Raw genomic sequence first — 19,088 nt, 5'->3', positions numbered from 1 at the left:
GTCGGTCAGACGGTAAAGCCCAACGCGCGAAGCTGTTCGCGGCCATCCTCGGTGATCTTGTCCGGTCCCCACGGCGGATTCCACACCCAGTTGATCTTGATCTCCTTGACCAGACCGCTGCCGACCAGTGCGGTACGCGACTGGTCCTCGATCACGTCGGTCAGCGGGCAGGCCGCCGACGTCAGCGTCATGTCGATCAACGCGACGTCGCCCTGCTCGCCCTTCTCGACGTTCAAGCCGTAGACAAGACCGAGGTCGACGACGTTGATCCCGAGCTCCGGATCGACGACGTCGCGCATCGCCTCTTCCAGGTCGGCGAGCATTTCCTCGCTAGGCACTGCGGTGTCGCTCATCTGAAATCTCCTCAATCATTGGAGCTAACACTCCGCTCGATGCGCTCGCCTCCGCGAGCGCGGCCTTGAAGGCCATCCAACCCAGCAGCGCGCATTTCACCCGCGCCGGGTACTTCGAGACACCCGCGAACGCGATGCCGTCTCCGATCACATCCTCGTCGCCCTCGACCGCGCCGCGCGACGAAATCATCTCGGTGAACGCCGCGACCGTCTTCAGCGCCGTACCGATGTCCTGCCCGATCACCTGATCGGTGAGCACCGACGTCGAGGCCTGGCTGATCGAACAACCCTGCCCGTCATACGAGATATCGGAGACCTGCTCGCCGTCGTCGGACAGCGTCACGCGCAGCGTCACCTCGTCCCCGCACGTCGGGTTCACCTGATAGGACTCCGCGTTGTACGGCTCGCGCAATCCCCGATGATGCGGGTGCTTGTAGTGATCGAGGATCACTTCCTGATACATCTGCTCGAGTCTCACGCGAAGAACTCCACCGCCCGCTTGACGCCGGCGACCAGGCGGTCGACCTCGTCGTGAGTGTTGTAGACGGCGAAGGACGCCCGCGCGGTCGCCGCGATGCCGAACCGGCGATGCAACGGCCACGCACAGTGGTGTCCGACGCGCACCGCGACGCCCTCGTCGTCGAGCACCTGACCGACGTCGTGGGCGTGCACGCCGTCGAGTACGAACGACACCGGAGAGCCGCGATGCCCCATGGTCGTCGGTCCGATGATGCGCACGCCATCGACGGAGGCCAGCCCGTTCAGCGTCGCGGCCACCAATTCGGCTTCGTGCGCCTCGACGGCAGGCATTCCGATCTCGGTCAGATACCGTGCGGCCGCGGCAAGTCCGACGACCTGGGATGTCATCGGTGTCCCGGCCTCGAAGCGCTGTGGTGCGGGCGCGTAGGTGGTGGTCTCCATCGTCACCGTCTCGATCATCGAGCCGCCGGTGATGAACGGGGGCAGCTGTTCGAGCACCTCACGCCTGCCATAGAGCACGCCGATACCGTTGGGCCCCAGCATTTTGTGCCCGGAGAAGGCCGCGAAGTCGACGTCGAGTCCATGGAAGTCGACCGGCTGGTGCGGCACCGACTGGCAGGCGTCCAGCACCGTCAGCGCGCCAACCGCGTTGGCCCGCGCCACCAGTTCGGCCACGGGGGCCACTGCGCCAGTGACGTTCGAATGATGGCTGAACGCAACCAGTTTCACGCGCTCGTCGAGCTCCAGCGAATCGAGGTCGATCCGCCCATCGTCGGTGACGCCGTACCAGCGCAGCGTGGCACCGGTACGTCTTGCCAGCTCCTGCCACGGGATCAGGTTCGCGTGGTGCTCTAGCTCGGTGGTGACGATGACATCGCCGGGGCCGATCGCTCTGGGGAATCGATCGTCACCGACCGCATAGGACACCAGGTTGATGGCTTCGGTGGCGTTCTTCGTGAACACCAGCTCGTCGGTGTCGGCGCCGACGAAGGCCGCGACGTCGGCGCGGCCGTTCTCGTAGGCGTCAGTGGACTCCTCCATCAGCTGGTGCGCCCCGCGGTGGACCGCGCCGTTGGATGTGGTCAAGAAGTCACGCTCGGCGTCGAGAACCTGCAGCGGCCGTTGCGAGGTGGCGCCGGAATCGAGGTACGCCAACTGGTTTCCGCTGCGCATGACGCGAGCAAGGATCGGGAAGTCCGCCCTGATCCGCGCGACGTCCAGGTTGAGATCGAGGGCCTGCGCCGACTTCTCGACCGACGTGGTCATGTCAGGCTCCGACCGCCTGGGTAAAGCGCTCGTATCCGTTGGCGTCGAGTTCGTCGGCCAGCTCGGGACCACCGGATTCGACGATGCGGCCGCCCACGAACACGTGCACGAACTGAGGCTGGATGTAGCGCAGGATGCGGGTGTAGTGCGTGATGAGCAGCAGCCCTCCGTCAGCCGCTTCGGCGTACCGGTTCACACCTTCGCTGACGACCCGCAGTGCGTCGACATCCAAACCGGAGTCCGTCTCGTCGAGGATCGCGATCTTGGGCTTGAGCAGTTCCAGCTGCAGAATCTCGTGGCGCTTCTTCTCACCGCCGGAAAAGCCTTCGTTGACACTGCGTTCGGAGAACGACGGGTCGATGTCGAGGCCCTCCATGGCGCTCTTGACCTCTTTGACCCAGTGCCGCAGCTTGGGTGCCTCACCACGCACGGCGGTGGCGGCGGTGCGAAGGAAGTTCGACATCGACACCCCGGGCACCTCGACGGGGTACTGCATGGCGAGAAACAGGCCGGCGCGGGCGCGTTCGTCGATGCTCATCTCGAGCACATCCTGACCGTCCAGCGTGATCGAGCCGGACGTCACGGTGTACTTCGGATGACCCGCGACGGCGTACGACAGCGTCGACTTGCCGGACCCGTTGGGGCCCATCAGCGCGTGGGTCTCCCCCGAGTTCACGGTGAGCGTGACGCCTTTCAGGATCGGGATATCGGTCCCGTCTTCCTTGGAGACGACGCTGACGTGCAGGTCCTTGATTTCCAGTGTGGTCATGAGGTGGCTGTCCTCGATTCGGTGATCTCTAGTTCGTGTTCGATGGCCTCGGTGAGGCGTTCTCGCACTGCGGGGACGGCGATCTTCTGAATGAGCTCGCCGAAGAAGCCCCGGACGACAAGACGCCTGGCCTGGTCTTCGGGGATACCGCGTGCCTGCAGGTAAAACAGCTGCTCGTCGTCGAAACGTCCGGTGGCACTGGCGTGCCCGGCGCCGGCGATCTCGCCGGTTTCGATTTCGAGGTTGGGCACCGAGTCGGCGCGGGCGCCGTCGGTGAGCACGAGGTTGCGGTTGGTCTCGAACGTGTCGGTGCCCGTCGCCGCGGCCCGGATCAGCACGTCGCCGACCCACACGGTGTGCGCATCGGGTTTCGTGGAGTCCGGATCACCTTGCAGCGCACCCTTGTACGTGACGTGTGAGCGGCAGTTGGGCTGGGCGTGGTCGACGAGCAGACGGGATTCGAAGTGCTGGCCATCGTCGGCGAAGTACAGGCCGAGCAGCTCGGCGTCGCCGCCCGGCGCACAGAACTTGGTCCGCGCGGTGAGCCGCACCAGGTCGCCGCCCAGGGTGACCGCGACGTGCCGCAGCACCGCATCCTTGCCCAGCGCAGCGTGATGGCTGCTGACGTGAACGGCGTCGTCGGCCCAGTCAGCGATCGAGACGACGGTCAGACGCGCTGCGTCCTCGACGACGAATTCGACGTTGTCGGCGTAGGTTCCGCTGCCACGATGATCGATGACGACCACGGCTTCGCCGAGCTCGCCCACCCGCACCTGCAGGTGACCGTAGGCCGTCGCACCCTCGCCCGGGCCGGTGATGCCGATTTCGATGGGCTGTTCGCAGACGACGTTCCTCGGGACGGTCACCAGGGTCGCGCTGTTGAACGACGAGAACGCTTGGGCGGCAACTCGATCAGCGGGCACGCCGCCCTGGCCGAGGCGCTCGTCGCCGCGGCGCACCGTTTCCACGGTGACGCCTGCGCATTCGGACACCTCGATACTTGCCGCGCCGGTGGCTACAGCGGATCCGTCGTGCAGACCGCGTAGGCGCTTGAGCGGGGTGAAGCGCCAGATCTCGTCGCGGCCGCCGGGCACCTCGAAGGCGTCGACGTCGAACGACGTGAACAACTCCCCTTTGTTGGCGCCCTCGACCGCATTGGTGAGGTTCTGAGTCATCTAGCCGACCGCGCCTTCCATCTGCAGCTCGATCAGACGGTTCAGCTCGAGCGCATACTCCATCGGGAGTTCCTTCGCGATGGGCTCGACGAAGCCGCGAACGACCATCGCCATCGCCTCGTCCTCGGTCATCCCGCGGCTCATCAGATAGAACAGCTGATCCTCGCTGACCTTCGACACCGTGGCCTCGTGGCCCATCGTGACGTCGTCCTCGCGGATGTCGACATACGGATAGGTGTCACTGCGGCTGATGGTGTCGACAAGCAGCGCATCGCATTTCACGCTGGACCGCGAGCCGTGCGCACCCTTGTTGACCTGAACCAGGCCACGATAGGACGCGCGACCGCCGCCGCGCGCGACGGACTTCGACACGATGTTGCTCGAGGTGTTCGGCGCCAGGTGAAGCATCTTCGCGCCGGTGTCCTGATGCTGACCCTCGCCCGCGAACGCCACCGAGAGCACCTCGCCCTTGGCGTGCTCGCCGGTCATCCACACGGCGGGGTACTTCATCGTGACCTTCGAGCCGATGTTGCCGTCGACCCACTCCATCGTGGCGCCGGCCTCGGCGCGCGCCCGCTTGGTGACGAGGTTGTAGACGTTGTTCGACCAGTTCTGAATGGTTGTGTAACGGCAACGGCCACCGGGCTTCACGATGATCTCGACGACGGCCGAGTGCAAGGAGTCGCTCTTGTAGATCGGTGCCGTACACCCCTCGACGTAATGCACGTAGGCGTCTTCGTCGACGATGATCAGCGTCCGCTCGAACTGGCCCATGTTCTCGGTGTTGATCCGGAAGTAGGCCTGCAGCGGAATGTCGACGTGCACGCCCTTCGGCACGTAGATGAACGAACCGCCCGACCACACCGCGGTGTTCAAAGCGGAGAACTTGTTGTCTCCGGCGGGGATGACGGTGCCGAAGTACTGCTTGAAAAGCTCCGGATGCTCTTTCAGAGCGGTGTCGGTGTCGAGGAAGATGACGCCCTGGGCCTCTAGATCCTCACGGATGGAGTGATAGACGACCTCCGACTCGTACTGCGCGGCGACACCGGACACCAGGCGCTGCTTCTCCGCCTCGGGGATGCCGAGCTTGTCGTAGGTGTTCCTGATGTCCTCGGGCAGGTCATCCCACGTGGCGGCCTGCTTCTCGCTGGACCGCACGAAGTACTTGATGTTGTCGAAGTAGATGCCCTCGAGGTTGGACCCCCAGTTCGGCATCGGCTTCTTGTCGAACGTGCGCAGCGCCTTCAGCCGCATCTCGAGCATCCACTCGGGCTCGCTCTTCTTGGCGGAGATGTCGCGCACCACTGCCTCGGACAGCCCGCGCTGGGCGCTGGCGCCCGCGACGTCGGAATCCGCCCAGCCATAGCCGTATCGACCCAGCGACTCAATGGTCTGCTCCTGGGTCAGGGCCTCGGGGGTGGTCGTCATGTCGACGCTCCTAGCTTGCTCGTGGTGGTGGCTTCGGCTCGGGCTGTGTGCCGAAGGGTGTTGGTCTCGGTGAGCGGGACGTGCGTCGTGCACGCGCAGTCGCCGTTGACGATCGTGGCGAGCCTCTGTACGTGCGTGCCCAGGATCTCGGCAAACGCCTCTCGCTCGGTTTCGCACAATTCCGGGAATTCCTCGGCGACATGCGATACCGGGCAGTGATGCTGGCAGAGCTCGATCCCGTGCAGCGGAGCGCTCACCTCTGTGGCGGTGGCAGCGTACCCGGCCTCGGTCAGTGCTCCCGCTACACGCTCGACGACCGATTCAACGTCATCGGGTCCCTCGGTTACTCCCGACAGGATGGTGTCGATACGGCGGCGGGCGAAGGTCCGCACGGCTTCGTCGCCACCGATCTCGCGTAGCTGGCGCATGGCTGCGGCCGCCAGGTCGTCATAGGCGTGACCCATCTTGGCGCGTCCGGCCGCCGTCAGCCGGTAGCGCTTGGCGGGACGTCCCCGCCCGCTGTGTTGCCAGGCCGCTGCCGCGCTGGACTGCGCATCTCCGGCGTCCATCAGTGCGTCGAGATGTCTGCGCACGCCCGCGGCCGAGATTCCGAGCTGTTCGCCTATCTCACCTGCGGTGACGGGTCCGGCCTCCAGCAGATGCCGGACGATGGCGCCACGGGTGTGGCGATCAGTTCCGTCCGGGCCGAATTTCACAACACCATTGTGACGGAATTCGGAAACCCGGTCTAGCAAGGCCACCCTTACGTGAGCCCCGTCATACGATCGCCGGGTGAGCGAAACGAACCGACGACTCGTCCTGGCCACCCGTCCCTCCGGCCTCGTCGATGAGAGCACCGTGCGGATGGAGCCGGAACCGGCACCCGAACCCGCCGAGGGCGAGGCCCTGGTGAAGGTCCGATATCTGTCCATCGACCCCACGATTCGCACGTGGATGGACGACGTGCCCAGCTACCTGCCGCCGATCCAGATCGGCGAGGTCATCCGCAGCGGCGGCGTCGGTGAGGTCATCGAGAGCCGGACCGATGCGTATCAGCCCGGCCAACTGCTGTTCGGCATGACCGGATGGCAGGACTACGTGATCGCGGATGGGGGTGAGAAGGCGATGACCGTGCTGCCGGACGGCGTGCCACCCGGAATCGCCATCGGCATCCTCGGCGTCACCGGGATGACCGCCTACTTCGGCATCACCGACGTCGGGCGGATCAAAGAGGGCGACGTCGTGGTGGTCTCCGGCGCCGCGGGCGCCACCGGCTCGGCGGCTGGACAGATCGCGAAGATCAAGGGTGCGAAGAAGGTCGTCGGGATCGCGGGCGGACCCGAGAAGTGCGCCCACATCGTCGACGACCTCGGCTTCGACGAGGCGATCGACTACAAGTCCGAGAACGTCGCCGCGCGTCTTCACGACGCCTGCCCCGACGGCATCGACCTCTACTTCGACAACGTCGGCGGGTCGATACTCAACGACTGTCTCGCGAATCTGGCGCTGCGCGGCCGCGTCGTGCTGTGCGGCGCGATCTCCACCTACAACGACGACGGCCCGCCGGTGGGTCCGAGCAACTATCTGACCCTGCTCGTGCGCCGCGGACGCATGGAAGGCTTCATCATCCTCGACTACCTCGACCGCTTCCCCGCCGCGCAGCTGGAGATGGCGGGCTGGATCGCCGAAGGCAAGATCAAGTCGTCCGAGCACGTCGTCGAGGGCCTCGAGAAGGCACCCGACGCACTGAACCTGTTGTTCAACGGTGGAAACACCGGCAAGGTGATCGTCGCGCTCTAACGATTACGCTGCACTGATGGCCGCGCGCCCCGGCTCCCTCAGCTCGTCGATTGCCAGATGGCACGCCGACGAGCGCGCCGTGGGCTCACCACTCAACGACACCGAAGTCATCGCGATGCGCCGGACGCGCCTGTTCGGCGCGACCGGCACGGTACTGATGGCGATCGGGGCGCTGGGTGTCGGCGCCCGGCCTGTGGTGCAGGATCCGACGTTCGGGGTTCGCTTACTCAACCTCCCGTCGCGGATTCAGACGGTCTCGCTGACCATGACGACCACCGGCGCGGTGATGATGGCGCTCGCGTGGTTGATGCTCGGACGCTTCGCCCTCGGCAATCGCCGCATGTCCCGCAGCCAACTGGACCGCACGCTGCTGCTGTGGGTGCTGCCCCTGCTCATCGCGCCGCCGATGTACAGCCGCGACGTCTACTCCTATCTGGCGCAGAGCGAGATCGCCGTCAAAGGCCTTGATCCGTACCGCGTCGGTCCCGCGCCCGGTCTCGGGCTGGATCACGTCTTCACGCTGTCGGTACCGAACATGTGGCGGGAGACCCCGGCGCCGTACGGACCGCTGTTTCTGTGGATCGGTGAGGGGATATCGCGTATCACCGGTGAGAACATCGTGGCCGCGGTGCTCTGTCATCGACTGGTGGTGCTACTGGGTGTGGGCCTGATCGTCTGGGCCACACCACGTTTGGCGCGGCGGTGCGGTGTGGCCGAGGTGAGTGCGCTGTGGCTAGGCGCGGCCAACCCGCTGCTGATCATGCATCTGGTCGCAGGCATCCACAACGAGGCGTTGATGCTGGGCCTGATGCTCGCGGGCACCGAGTTCGCGTTGCGTGGCATCGATGCCGCCCGGCCGTTGATCCCGAAACCACTGGCCTGGCCCCAGGGCCCGGACGCCTGGGCACACTGGCGGCCGTCGTTGATGCTCCTGATCGGCGTGGTGCTGATCACGATGTCCTCACAGGTCAAGCTGCCGTCGCTGCTCGCGCTCGGCTTCGTCGCCATGGCGCTGGCGTGCCGATGGGGCGGCACCTTCAAGGCGTTCGTCCTCGCCGGCGGATCGCTCACCGCGGTGTCGGTGGCGGTGATGGCGCTGATCGGCTGGGCCAGCGGCCTCGGGTTCGGCTGGCTGTTCACGCTGGGCACCGCGAACGTCGTGCGTAGCTGGATGTCCCTGCCGACGTTGGCCGCGCTGGGCACCGGACAGGTCGGGATTCTGCTCGGGCTCGGCGACCACACCACCGCGATCCTCGGCCTGACCCGTGCCATCGGTGTCAGCATCATCGCGGTGCTGGTGACGTGGCTGCTGCTGGCCGTGCTCCGCGGGCGGCTGCACCCGGTCGGCGGACTCGGTGTCGCACTCGGTCTGACGGTGCTGCTGTTCCCGGTGGTCCAGCCCTGGTACGTGCTCTGGGCAGTCATTCCGCTCGCCGCATGGGCCACCCGCCCCGCGTTCCGCACGACGACGATCGTGGTCACGTTGGTGGTGGGCATCTTCGGCCCGACGGCCAACGGCGACCGCTTCACCTTGTTCCAAATCCTGCTGGCCGTCGTGGCGAGCACGGTCATCGCGCTGCTGCTCATGGCGCTGACCTACAACCATCTGCCGTGGCGAAGGGTCCCCGGCGAGAACACCACCGACGACGGCGCCCAGCCCGCTGCCGAGAAGTCTCCGCTACCGCCGATCCCACCGGTGAAGCCCGACGCCTACGCTGAATCCCCGTGACCCACCCAGGATCAGGGGCTTCCTCGGTCCCCGTGCGTCTGCGCGGGGTCACCAAGCGGTATGGGTCGACGACGGCGGTGGCAGGTCTCGACCTCGACGTCAAGACCGCCGAGGTGCTCGCGCTGCTCGGCCCCAACGGTGCGGGCAAGACCACGACGGTCGAGATGTGCGAGGGCTTCATCAAGCCCGACTCGGGCACGATCGAGATCCTCGGACTGGATCCGTTCGGCGATAACGCCGCTGTCCGCGAACGGATCGGCGTGATGCTGCAGGGCGGCGGCGCGTATCCCGCGGCGCGGGCGGGCGAAATGCTGGACCTCGTCGCCTCCTACACCTCGAACCCACTGGACCCGAAGTGGTTGATGGACACGCTGGGCCTGACGGAGTCGGCGCGCACCACCTACCGCAGGCTCTCGGGAGGCCAGCAGCAGCGGCTGGCGCTCGCGTGCGCCGTGGTGGGCAGGCCCGAGCTGGTGTTCCTCGACGAGCCGACCGCGGGCATGGATGCGCACGCCCGAATCGTGGTGTGGGAGTTGATCGATGGACTGCGCCGCGACGGCGTGACCGTCGTGCTGACCACCCATCAGCTGACCGAAGCCGAGGAACTGGCCGACCGCATCGTCATCATCGATCACGGTGTCGCGGTGGCCAGCGGAACGCCCGAGGAGCTCATGCGCAGCGGTGCCGAGAACCAATTGCGGTTCCGCGCACCACGAATGCTCGACCTGTCACTGTTGATATCGGCGCTTCCCGAGACCTACAAGGCGACCGAGACGGCGCCAGGCGAATACCTCGTCGAGGGCGACATCGACCCCCAGGTGCTGGCCACCGTGACCGCGTGGTGCGCACGGGTCAACGTGCTGGCCACCGATATGCGGGTGGAGCAACGCAGTCTCGAGGACGTATTCCTCGACTTGACCGGGCGGGAGTTGCGATGACGAATCGCTTTGCGCCAGGCACTTTCACGCCGGACCCGCATTCGGCCACGGTGCAGAAGATGCTGACCGCGCAGTTCGGCCTCGAGCTGAAGCTTCTGCTGCGCAACGGTGAGCAGCTGTTGTTGACCATGTTCATCCCGATCACCTTGCTGGTGGGCCTGACGTTGCTGCCGTTCGGTTCGTTCGGCGACAACCGTGCGGCGACGTTCGTTCCCGCGATCATGGCGCTCGCGGTGATCTCCACGGCCTTCACCGGACAGGCCATCGCCGTCGCGTTCGACCGTCGCTATGGCGCCTTGAAACGCCTTGGCGCAACCGCGCTGCCGGTCTGGGGCATCATCGCGGGCAAATCCCTTGCGGTGGTCGCCGTGGTGTTCCTTCAGGCAATTGTGCTGGGCACCATAGGCTTTGCGCTGGGATGGCGTCCGCCGATCGCCGGTCTGGCATTGGGAGCGGTGATCATCGCACTGGGCACGGCGGGTTTCGCCGCGCTCGGCCTGCTGCTGGGCGGGACGCTGCGCGCCGAGATCGTGCTGGCGGTGGCGAACCTGCTGTGGTTTGTGTTCGCCGGCCTTGGCGCACTGACGGTCGAGAGCGACATGGTGCCCACCGCGCTGGCGTGGATCGCTCGGCTCACGCCGTCCGGAGCGCTGACCGAGGCGCTGTCGCAGGCGATGACGCCGTCAATTGACTGGTTCGGCCTCGCGGTACTCGCGGTGTGGGGTGCCGTTGCGGCCCTGTGCGCCCTGCGCTGGTTCCGCTTCACCTGACGTCTCCAGTTGCGGTAGCAGGTATTCCAGCTGCCCGACTTCCTCGATGTTGTGCCTGACCCAGGCGTGCACCTTGTCTTCGGGGAAGCGCCGGCGTACGACGTGGTTGACCGCGGCCAGCAGTGCAGACCGCACGCCGAGGTCCATCACCGTGACGTAGTGCGCGCCATCGGCGCCCGCCGACCACGTGTGCTCGAGCTGGAAGACCGGGATTCCGGCAATCCGCTTGACCAACCGGATACCGGTCTGGTCGAGTTTCTCGACGCGGGCGATCTCGTCGATCTGGTATTCGGGCCTGCCGCCGAACGCCTCGACCATGCGAAACCGCGCGCCTTCGGCCGCACCCCCACCTGCCGCCTGCCGCGCGAGTTCCCAGTTGATGTGGTCGATCGGATGCCATGCGAGGTAGCGGTCGATGACCGCACCGCCGTAGGAGATCGTGCCGTCGAGATGGGTGAACCAGTCGAGCAGCATCGCCGGGGTGACTCCGGTCAGCGGCTGATGATCGATCGTGATGCGGCGCCGGCCATGCGGATGATTACTGCATTGCACCGTCGCGGTGTCGACGGATCGCAACGGATAGAGCACCGGACGAGCCATGATCTTCCTCCAAGATACGGTAGCGTTTCTTACACCAGGCTAGGCTGTTGTCGTAAGATACGCAAGCGTTTCTTTGGGAGGTGTGATGCGGCGGCGTCGCGGCGACGAACTGGACACGGCCATCCGGGCAGCCGTCCTGGCGCTGCTCGCGGAACACGGGCCCGCGGGGGTGACCATGGAGGCCGTCGCCGCCGCTGCGCGGACCAGCAAGCCGGTGCTGTACCGGCGGTGGACGGACCGCGGCGCGTTGTTGCGCGACACCTTGCTGCGCATCGCGACCGCGGCAATCCCCCACGAGGACACCGGCAGCTACCGCAGCGACATGCTCGCGATCCTGCGCGGGTGGGCGGCGTTGTTCACCGGGCCGGAGTCCACCGTGCTGCGTGCCGCCGTCGCCGCGGCGGCCCACGATCCAGAGTTGACGTCGGCGTTTCGGCAGGACGTCATCGGGTGGCGCAAGGCAGAGATGGCCGCCCTGCTGGCCCGCGGCATAGAACGTGGCGACGTGCGGCCCGACGTGCCCGTCGAGATCGCCCGTGAGCTCGGGCAGAGCGTGCTGTGGCATCGCCTGTTGATCACCGGAGACCCGATCGATGACGACCTCGTCGTGCAGCTGGTCGACGAGGTCCTGGTGCCGTTCGTCGCGCCGCGCGGATAAGCAGCCCTACTACAGCGTGTAGTTAGTACTGCTCTACCATCGAGTCCGTGCCCGTCGGACGAATCTTCCTGCGACTGGTCGACCTTCTGCCGTTGCCGAGCCTGCGGGTCCAGCGCGCCATCGCCGCCGCCGTCATCCTGACCCAGGGCGGTATCGCGGTGACCGGCGCCATCGTCCGCGTCACCGCCTCGGGCCTCGGCTGCCCGACCTGGCCGCAGTGCTTCCCCGGCAGCTTCACCCCGATCCCGCACCCCGAGGTCGCGGGCATCCATCAGGCCGTTGAGTTCGGCAACCGGATGATCACCTTCCTGGTGGTACTCACCGCGGCGTTGGCGGTCCTGGCTGTCACGCGTGCCCGCAGGCGCCGCGAGGTCCTGATCTACGCGTGGCTGATGCCGGCGTCGACGGTTGTTCAGGCCGTGATCGGTGGCATCACGGTGCTGACCGGCCTGCTGTGGTGGACGGTCGCCATTCACCTCCTGGCGTCGATGACCATGGTCTGGGTCTCGGTGCTGCTCTTCGTGAAGATCGGCGAGCCCGACGGCGGCGCGGTACGGCACCGCGTTCCGAAACCGTTGCGCCAGTTGACCGTCCTGAGCGCCGTCGCGCTGGCGACCGTGCTCGTCACGGGGACGCTGGTCACCGGTGCCGGCCCGCACGCCGGCGACAAGAGCATCACCCAGCCGGTGCCGCGGCTTGAACTGGAAATCGTCACCCTGGTGCAGCTGCACGCAACGTTGTTGGTGGCTTACCTGTCACTGTTGGTGGCTTTGGTGTTCGGGCTGCGCGCGGTCAACGCAGCACGACCGGTCGTCAGGCGACTCGCCGTGCTGCTGGTTCTCGTGGCTGCGCAAGCTCTTGTCGGGCGCGTGCAATACGCCCTCGGTATCCCCGCCGCTCTGGTGGCGCTGCACGTCGCCGGTGCGGCCACATGCACGGCGGCCACCGCCGCGCTATGGGCGTCGATGCGAGAGCGGGCCGAGCCCGAGGCGCTCGAGGGTGTCCTCGACCCCGACGGCGAAGTCGCGTTGCCTGCCGCTCCGGGTAGCGGCGTCTAGCTGCCGCCACCCCAGCGACGGTTCGACGAGTTCGAGCTCCAGCAGTTGCGGATCGTCTGGTCCACCGATCACATCGACCCGCGCGTACAGCAGCTCGGCCGCGTGGATGCCAAGGCGCGCGGCCGCCGCCGACAGTGCAGCGTGCCCGACGTCCCACAGCTCGAAGTCCGGCTCGGCCGGGGTCAGCGACTCCTCGGCGTACGTGCCCGAGTCGTCGAACGCGGGCTGACTTCCCGGCGACGGCAGGATCGGCCCCTTGGTGAACGCATGCGACTGGCGGCCGCTCAGGAAGACCAGGGCCGTCTCGCCGTTTTCGACACGCCGGTCGTAGGGCTGCACCAAAGCCGTCCGGCCGTCGTCGTGCAGCGACGCGATGTGACGACGGGCCGCTTGAGTATCGCGGAACCGTTGTGCGCCAACAGATCCCGCGCCAACAGCAGGTTTGACGACGATTTCGCCCCTCGGCAGCTGCACCCGCTCGCCCGGGGCGATGAACGTGCTCGGGATGACGGGCACACCGGCCTCGGCGAGGTCGGCCAGATATGTCTTGTCGGTGTTCCACGAGACCACTGCGGGAGGGTTGACGAGGTTGCGGACTTTCGTCGTCCATTCGAGGAACTCGTCGAGCCGCTCGATGTAGTCCCACGTCGCCCGCAGAATCACCAGGTCAGCCTCCAGCGTGTCGGGATCGTCCCAGGGCAGCCAGCGGGCGTGCAGTCCTCGCCGGCGCAGCGCCGCAACGAGTTCGTCATCGTCACCGTCGCCCTCGGGTAACGCCTGGCAGCCGGCCAGCACGATGCGCGGATGGAAGACGTCGGGGCGGGCCAGCTTCATATCAAGGCAGGATAGAAGGATGTACGCCATCGAAGTCGCCGAGACCGGCGGACCAGAAGTGCTGACCTACGCCAAGAAGCCGCAGCCGACCCCCGGGCCCGGCGAAGTGTTGATCAAAGCCGAAGCGATCGGCGTGAACTTCCTCGACACGTATTTCCGCTCGGGGCTGTATCCGCGGGAGCTGCCGTTCATCCTCGGCAACGAGGTGTGCGGCACCGTCGAAGCCGTCGGCGAGGAGGTCGCGGCGCTGGCGGTCGGCGACCGCGTTGTCACCGCCCAGGCCAACGGCGCCTATGCCGAATACGCCTTGGCGACAGCCGATTTCTGCGCCTACGTGCCGGACGGCGTCGGCGCCGACGTGGCCGCGGCCGCCCTGCTCAAGGGGATGACCGCGCACTACCTGATCAAGTCGACGTATCCCGTGCAGCAGGGTGATGCCATTCTGGTGCACGCCGGCGCAGGAGGCGTGGGGCTGATCCTGACGCAGTGGGCCACCAGCATGGCCGCCCGCGTGATCACCACGGTGTCCACGCCGGAGAAGGCGGAACTGTCGCGGCAGGCGGGCGCCGTCGAGGTCCTCGACTACCCAGACGATGCCGCGGAGTTCGGCGCCAAGATCAAAGACCTCACCGACGGCGGCGTCGCCGTGGTGTACGACGGCGTCGGCGCCGACACCTTCGATGCCAGCATCGCCAGCCTTGCCGTCCGCGGCACGCTGGCGCTGTTCGGGGCGTCCAGCGGGCCGGTGCCACCCTTCGATCCGCAGCGGCTCAACGCCGCCGGCTCACTGTTCCTGACCCGACCGACGCTCGTGCACTACACCCGCACGCCCGATGAGTTCGCTTGGCGCGCTGGAGAATTGCTCGATGCCATCGCCAGCGGCACGATCAACGTCACGGTCAGCGAGCGCTACCGCCTCGAGGACGCCCAACAGGCGCACCGCGACCTGCAGGGCCGCAAGACGGTCGGCTCCGTCGTGCTGATCCCCTAGGCCGGCTCCGCGGCCGGGAACGTCCAGGACCCGTCGAGGATCTCCTGGCGCGGCCGGTACAGCCGCACCAGGTAGTTCCAGCCGGGCGTGATCGGCAGGCAGTTGGCTGCGGACCCGTCGCACCCGCCGAACTGGATGTGCACCGCGCCGTCGGCATTCCTGGCTGCGGTGATGTTGTTCAGCGAATAGGCGTTCTGCTCGTTGGGGGTGAAGTAGCCGTCGGCGTTGTAGACGGTGATCGACCAGAAACCGTCGACAGGAACATCGGACACCGTGAGCCGGTGGACGGTGGCGCCGTCGTTGTGCGGCGGCGTGACCGTGAGGTACAGCGCCTCCTTCTCGGGGTTTCCGCCCCACGCGGCTGCCGACCCGATCAACCGTCGCACGGGGTCGGTGTCCGCTTCGGTGCCGAACATGCGCTTGCTGTCGGGCAGCGTCGCGAACAGCGCGACGAGCGCATCTCGAACCTGCTTCTGGCTCACCGGATCCCAGTCCGGGACCTCGAAGCGACCCCGGTCGGTCTGCTCGGCCGTGATCGCGTCCTGCAGTGCGTGAACCTGGTCCATATCGGCGGGCTCGTTCGGATCGACGAGGGTTCGTACCGCCAGCATCACGTAACGAGTGCCGATCTGTTCGCGGGTGTACTTGCGCCTGCCCGATGTGTAGCGCACCTCAGGCACATAGTGGTCCTCGGTGATCACCTGAAGCGACATGAACCGCCCGCCGGAGTCCGGCATGGTGACGGTCAGGTCTGAAGCGTCGAGGTCGAACACCCCCACCGAGTAGAGGGTGTCGCGGTTTTGGCGCACCACCAGCTGGTCGTCGATCTCGCCGAGGCCGCGGAAGTGAAGGAACGCGCCGAAGCCGTCGCCGTTGGCGATGTTGCCGAAGTAGAGATCGGTCTCCGCGCGGATGAAGTTGTCCGGGGAGACGTGTGTGGGCACTCTCAGACTGTAAACAGCGTTGGTAGCGCCAGTGCCGAATCGACCGCCAGCGCGAGGAACACCACCGCCAGGTAGTTGTTCGACTGCAGGAACAGCCGCAGCGGCTTGACCGGCTCACCGCGACGCACACCGCCGTAGAGCTGATGCGCCATCACCAGGAACCACGCACCGGCCAGGATGGCGACGGCCGCGTACAGCCACCCGGTGGCCAGTGCGAGCGCGAGCGTGGCCGCGACCGTCAGCCAGGTGTAGATCAGAATCTGCTTGGTCACCTGTTGCTCGGTGGCCACCACGGGCAGCATCGGCACGCCAGCCGCCGCGTAATCCTCCTTGTAGCGCATCGCCAACGCCCAGGTGTGCGGCGGCGTCCAGAAGAAGATGATCGCGAACATGACCAGCGCCGGCCATTGGATGGTTCCGGTGACCGCCGACCAGCCGATCATCACCGGCATGCAGCCGGCCGCGCCGCCCCAGACCACGTTCTGCGTCGTGCGGCGCTTGAGCAGCAGCGTGTAGACGAGCACGTAGAACGCGATCGTCGCACCGGCGAGATGGGCCGACAACATGTTGGTCGTCCACCACAGCCAGAAGAACGAGCCGACGGACAGCGCAAGGCCGAAGACCAGCGCATGGCTGCGCGGCACGGTGTCGCGGGCGAGCGGCCTGCGCTCGGTGCGCTTCATCTTCTTGTCGATGTCGGCGTCCGCCACGCAGTTCAACGTGTTGGCGCCCGCGGCCGCCAGCAAGCCGCCCACCAGCGTGTTCAGGATCAGCAGCGGATCGACGGTCCCGCGGTCGGCCAGCAGCATGGCCGGGATCGTGGTGACCAGGAGCAGCTCGATGACGCGCGGTTTCGTCAGCGCGAGGTAGCCCAACAGCGTGGTGCGCACTCGGCCGTGCGTCCCGACGGGGAGCTGGCTCTCGCGAATGTCCACGCAGTAACTCCTTGAAATAGCTGCAGCGCGCGCGGCGTCTACTACAGAGGATGGTAGACCGCTGCTCAATGGCCGCCTAATCGTCCCCCAAGCGGCCTGCAAGGGATGACGCTCCCGCACTAGGGTGTTTGAAGAGGCAGCTTTGCCGAGCTCACCCGTCGACCAGGAGAGGGCGCCTGTGACCACGCTCGAAGAGATTTCCACCCTTACCCGTCCCCATCACCCCGACGATTGGGCCGACGTGGACTCGGTGGCGGTCGACACCGTTCGGGTGCTGGCCGCCGACGCGGTGCAGAAGGTGGGCAACGGGCACCCCGGAACCGCGATGAGCCTGGCGCCGCTGGCGTACACCCTCTTCCAGCGCCAGATGCGCCACGACCCCAGCGACGTGCACTGGCTCGGCCGCGATCGCTTCGTGCTGTCCTGCGGACATTCCAGCCTCACGCTGTACATCCAGCTGTACCTCGGCGGCTTCGGCCTGGAGCTGTCCGACATCGAGTCGCTGCGGACGTGGAAATCCAAGACGCCCGGCCATCCCGAGTTCCGCCACACCAAAGGCGTGGAGATCACGACCGGACCCCTGGGTCAGGGCCTGGCGTCGGCGGTCGGCATGGCGATGGCATCGCGCTACGAGCGCGGCCTGTTCGACCCCGACCCGGCGTGGGGTGAGAGCCCGTTCGACCACTACATCTACGTCATCGCCTCCGACGGTGACATCGAGGAGGGCGTCACCAGCGAGGCGTCCTCGCTGGCGGGCACCCAGCAGCTCGGCAACCTCATCGTGTTCTACGACCACAATCAGATCTCCATCGAGCACGACACGAATATCGCCCTCTCCGAAGATGTTCCGGCCCGCTACCGCGCTTACGGCTGGCATGTTCAGGAGGTCGAGGGCGGTGAGAACGTCGTCGGTATCGAGCAGGCCATCGAAGAGGCGAAGAAGGTCACCGACAAGCCGTCGTTCATCTCGGTCCGCACGATCATCGGCTACCCCGCGCCCACCAAGATGAACACCGGTGGTGTGCACGGCTCGGCGCTGGGCGAGGAAGAGGTCGCGGCCACCAAGAAGGTGCTGGGCTTCGACCCGGACAAGACCTTCGAGGTGCGCCCCGAGGTCATCGAGCACACCCGCAAGCTGGTGGAGCGCGGCAAGGAAGCCCACGAGAAGTGGCAGCCGACCTTCGACGCCTGGGCCGAGCGTGAACCCGAGCGCAAGAAGCTGCTGGATCGGCTGACCGCCGAGGAGCTGCCCGAGGGCTGGGATGCGGACCTGACATATTGGGAGCCCGGCTCCAAGGCCGTCGCCACCCGCGCGGCCTTCGGCCAGGTGCTCAATGACGTGGCACCGAAGCTGCCGGAGCTGTGGGGCGGCTCGGCCGATCTCGCGGGTAGCAACAACACCACCATCAAGGGCGTCAAATCCTTTGGGCCACCCTCGATCTCGACCGAGGACTTCACCGCGGACTGGTACGGCCGGGTGCTGCACTTCGGTATTCGTGAGCACGCGATGGGATCGATTCTGTCGGGCATCGTGCTGCACGGTCCGACCCGTGCGTTCGGTGGAACGTTCCTGCAGTTCTCCGATTACATGCGCCCCGCGGTCCGGCTGGCGTCGTTGATGGACATCGACACCATCTATATCTGGACCCACGACTCCATCGGTCTGGGCGAGGACGGACCCACCCATCAGCCGATCGAACATCTCGCGGCGCTGCGGGCGATCCCGAACCTCTCGGTGGTGCGGCCCGGCGATCCGAACGAGACGGCCTATGCGTGGCGCAGCATCCTGGCTCGCGGTAACGGCAGCGGTCCCGTCGGTTTCATCCTCACGCGTCAGGGCATCCCAGTACTGGAGGGCACCAGCGCCGAGGGTGTGGCGAAAGGTGGTTACGTCCTCGGCGGCGGGAACCCCGCCGACGACGCCGACGTGATCATCATCGGCACCGGTTCGGAGCTGCAGCTCGCAGTGGAAGCCAAGAAAATCTTGGCCGAAAAGGACATCACGGCATACGTCGTGTCGATGCCGTGCGTCGAGTGGTTCGAATCGCAGCCGAAGGAGTACCGCGATTCGGTACTCCCTCCGACGGTCTCGGCGCGAGTGGCGGTCGAGGCGGCCGTCGCGCAGAGCTGGTACAAGCTGGTCGGTGACACCGGCGAGATCGTCTCGATCGAGCACTACGGCGAATCGGCCGACGACAAGACGCTGTTCCGCGAGTTCGGTTTCACCCCAGAGGCCGTCGCGGCTGCCGCGGAGCGATCCATAGACAACTGACCGTTCAACGGTCGAAGACAACTGACCGTTCAACGGTCGAAGACAACTGACCGCTCAACGGTCGAAGACAACTAGAACTCAACGAGAA

General features: G+C 66.4%; 19 protein-coding genes. 8 read left to right on the top strand and 11 right to left on the bottom strand.

Annotation, left to right across the window (positions count from 1 at the left end; translation table 11 throughout):
- Window positions 1–5: 5 nt before the first annotated feature.
- From G6N42_RS06160 to G6N42_RS06130, 7 genes are read right to left on the bottom strand one after another with little or no spacing between them, the layout of a single operon-like run.
- Window positions 6–353 (bottom strand): metal-sulfur cluster assembly factor, encoded by a 348-nt coding sequence (locus G6N42_RS06160; protein ID WP_083123407.1) that lies wholly within the window; start codon window positions 351–353, stop codon window positions 6–8.
- Window positions 331–831: a Fe-S cluster assembly sulfur transfer protein SufU gene (sufU, locus tag G6N42_RS06155; RefSeq protein ID WP_163727464.1), complete on the bottom strand. Its 501-nt coding sequence runs from the start codon at window positions 829–831 to the stop codon at window positions 331–333. Before sufU ends, G6N42_RS06160 begins: the two co-directional genes overlap by 23 nt.
- Window positions 828–2,099, bottom strand: coding sequence for a cysteine desulfurase (locus G6N42_RS06150; protein WP_163727461.1), 1,272 nt, complete (start codon window positions 2,097–2,099; stop codon window positions 828–830). The genes sufU and G6N42_RS06150 overlap by 4 nt, the downstream gene beginning before the upstream one ends.
- Window position 2,100: 1 nt before the next feature.
- The gene (gene sufC / locus G6N42_RS06145; protein ID WP_163727458.1) at window positions 2,101–2,868 is read right to left on the bottom strand and encodes a Fe-S cluster assembly ATPase SufC; all 768 of its coding nucleotides are present in this window, start codon (window positions 2,866–2,868) and stop codon (window positions 2,101–2,103) included.
- Window positions 2,865–4,043 (bottom strand): Fe-S cluster assembly protein SufD, encoded by a 1,179-nt coding sequence (sufD, locus tag G6N42_RS06140; RefSeq protein ID WP_163727456.1) that lies wholly within the window; start codon window positions 4,041–4,043, stop codon window positions 2,865–2,867. The genes sufC and sufD overlap by 4 nt, the downstream gene beginning before the upstream one ends.
- On the bottom strand, window positions 4,044–5,471 hold the full coding sequence (gene sufB, locus G6N42_RS06135; RefSeq protein ID WP_163727453.1) for a Fe-S cluster assembly protein SufB: 1,428 nt from the start codon (window positions 5,469–5,471) through the stop codon (window positions 4,044–4,046).
- Window positions 5,468–6,187: a helix-turn-helix transcriptional regulator gene (locus tag G6N42_RS06130; RefSeq protein ID WP_286201637.1), complete on the bottom strand. Its 720-nt coding sequence runs from the start codon at window positions 6,185–6,187 to the stop codon at window positions 5,468–5,470. The genes sufB and G6N42_RS06130 overlap by 4 nt, the downstream gene beginning before the upstream one ends.
- A 76-nt stretch (window positions 6,188–6,263) precedes the next feature.
- On the opposite strand from G6N42_RS06130, the gene G6N42_RS06125 reads away from it, so the two are divergent.
- Genes G6N42_RS06125 through G6N42_RS06110 form a run of 4 tightly spaced genes read left to right on the top strand, consistent with a single transcriptional unit; the run spans window position 6,264 to window position 10,708 of the window.
- The gene (locus tag G6N42_RS06125) at window positions 6,264–7,271 is read left to right on the top strand and encodes an NADP-dependent oxidoreductase (protein WP_163727450.1); all 1,008 of its coding nucleotides are present in this window, start codon (window positions 6,264–6,266) and stop codon (window positions 7,269–7,271) included.
- A gap of 16 nt (window positions 7,272–7,287) precedes the next feature.
- A complete protein-coding gene (gene mptB / locus G6N42_RS06120) occupies window positions 7,288–9,000 on the top strand; it encodes a polyprenol phosphomannose-dependent alpha 1,6 mannosyltransferase MptB (protein ID WP_163727447.1) in 1,713 nt (570 codons plus the stop codon).
- Window positions 8,997–9,938 (top strand): ABC transporter ATP-binding protein, encoded by a 942-nt coding sequence (locus tag G6N42_RS06115; protein ID WP_410506764.1) that lies wholly within the window; start codon window positions 8,997–8,999, stop codon window positions 9,936–9,938. The genes mptB and G6N42_RS06115 overlap by 4 nt, the downstream gene beginning before the upstream one ends.
- Window positions 9,935–10,708 (top strand): ABC transporter permease, encoded by a 774-nt coding sequence (locus tag G6N42_RS06110; RefSeq protein WP_163727443.1) that lies wholly within the window; start codon window positions 9,935–9,937, stop codon window positions 10,706–10,708. Before G6N42_RS06115 ends, G6N42_RS06110 begins: the two co-directional genes overlap by 4 nt.
- On the opposite strand, the gene G6N42_RS06105 is transcribed toward G6N42_RS06110, so the two are convergent.
- Window positions 10,622–11,308: a hypothetical protein gene (locus G6N42_RS06105; protein WP_163727441.1), complete on the bottom strand. Its 687-nt coding sequence runs from the start codon at window positions 11,306–11,308 to the stop codon at window positions 10,622–10,624. The genes G6N42_RS06110 and G6N42_RS06105 overlap by 87 nt on opposite strands.
- 85 nt (window positions 11,309–11,393) lie before the next feature.
- Between G6N42_RS06105 and G6N42_RS06100 the strand changes: the two genes are divergently transcribed.
- Window positions 11,394–11,966, top strand: a complete 573-nt coding sequence (locus G6N42_RS06100; protein WP_163727438.1) for a TetR/AcrR family transcriptional regulator — start codon at window positions 11,394–11,396, stop codon at window positions 11,964–11,966.
- A gap of 74 nt (window positions 11,967–12,040) precedes the next feature.
- The gene (locus G6N42_RS06095; protein ID WP_232076489.1) at window positions 12,041–13,024 is read left to right on the top strand and encodes a COX15/CtaA family protein; all 984 of its coding nucleotides are present in this window, start codon (window positions 12,041–12,043) and stop codon (window positions 13,022–13,024) included.
- Here G6N42_RS06095 and G6N42_RS06090 read toward each other — a convergent pair.
- Entirely contained in the window at window positions 12,920–13,858 is a 939-nt protein-coding gene (locus tag G6N42_RS06090) for an ATP-grasp domain-containing protein (RefSeq protein WP_163727432.1), read from the bottom strand. The two genes, G6N42_RS06095 and G6N42_RS06090, sit on opposite strands and share 105 nt — an antisense overlap.
- 19 nt (window positions 13,859–13,877) lie before the next feature.
- On the opposite strand from G6N42_RS06090, the gene G6N42_RS06085 reads away from it, so the two are divergent.
- Window positions 13,878–14,849 (top strand): quinone oxidoreductase family protein, encoded by a 972-nt coding sequence (locus tag G6N42_RS06085; protein ID WP_163727429.1) that lies wholly within the window; start codon window positions 13,878–13,880, stop codon window positions 14,847–14,849.
- Here the strand turns inward: G6N42_RS06085 and G6N42_RS06080 are convergent.
- Window positions 14,846–15,793 carry a DUF1214 domain-containing protein gene (locus tag G6N42_RS06080; protein ID WP_163727426.1) on the bottom strand — a complete coding sequence of 316 codons (948 nt, stop codon included), beginning with the start codon at window positions 15,791–15,793 and terminating at the stop codon, window positions 14,846–14,848. The two genes, G6N42_RS06085 and G6N42_RS06080, sit on opposite strands and share 4 nt — an antisense overlap.
- Window positions 15,794–15,795: 2 nt before the next feature.
- The gene (locus tag G6N42_RS06075; RefSeq protein ID WP_163727424.1) at window positions 15,796–16,728 is read right to left on the bottom strand and encodes a heme o synthase; all 933 of its coding nucleotides are present in this window, start codon (window positions 16,726–16,728) and stop codon (window positions 15,796–15,798) included.
- 178 nt (window positions 16,729–16,906) lie between these two features.
- On the opposite strand from G6N42_RS06075, the gene tkt reads away from it, so the two are divergent.
- On the top strand, window positions 16,907–19,000 hold the full coding sequence (tkt, locus tag G6N42_RS06070) for a transketolase (RefSeq protein ID WP_163727421.1): 2,094 nt from the start codon (window positions 16,907–16,909) through the stop codon (window positions 18,998–19,000).
- Window positions 19,001–19,088: the final 88 nt, after the last annotated feature.

Origin of the sequence: Mycobacterium gallinarum (genome assembly GCF_010726765.1) — a bacterium.
Lineage (GTDB): Bacteria > Actinomycetota > Actinomycetes > Mycobacteriales > Mycobacteriaceae > Mycobacterium > Mycobacterium gallinarum.
This window is presented reverse-complemented; position numbering and strand designations above follow the sequence as displayed.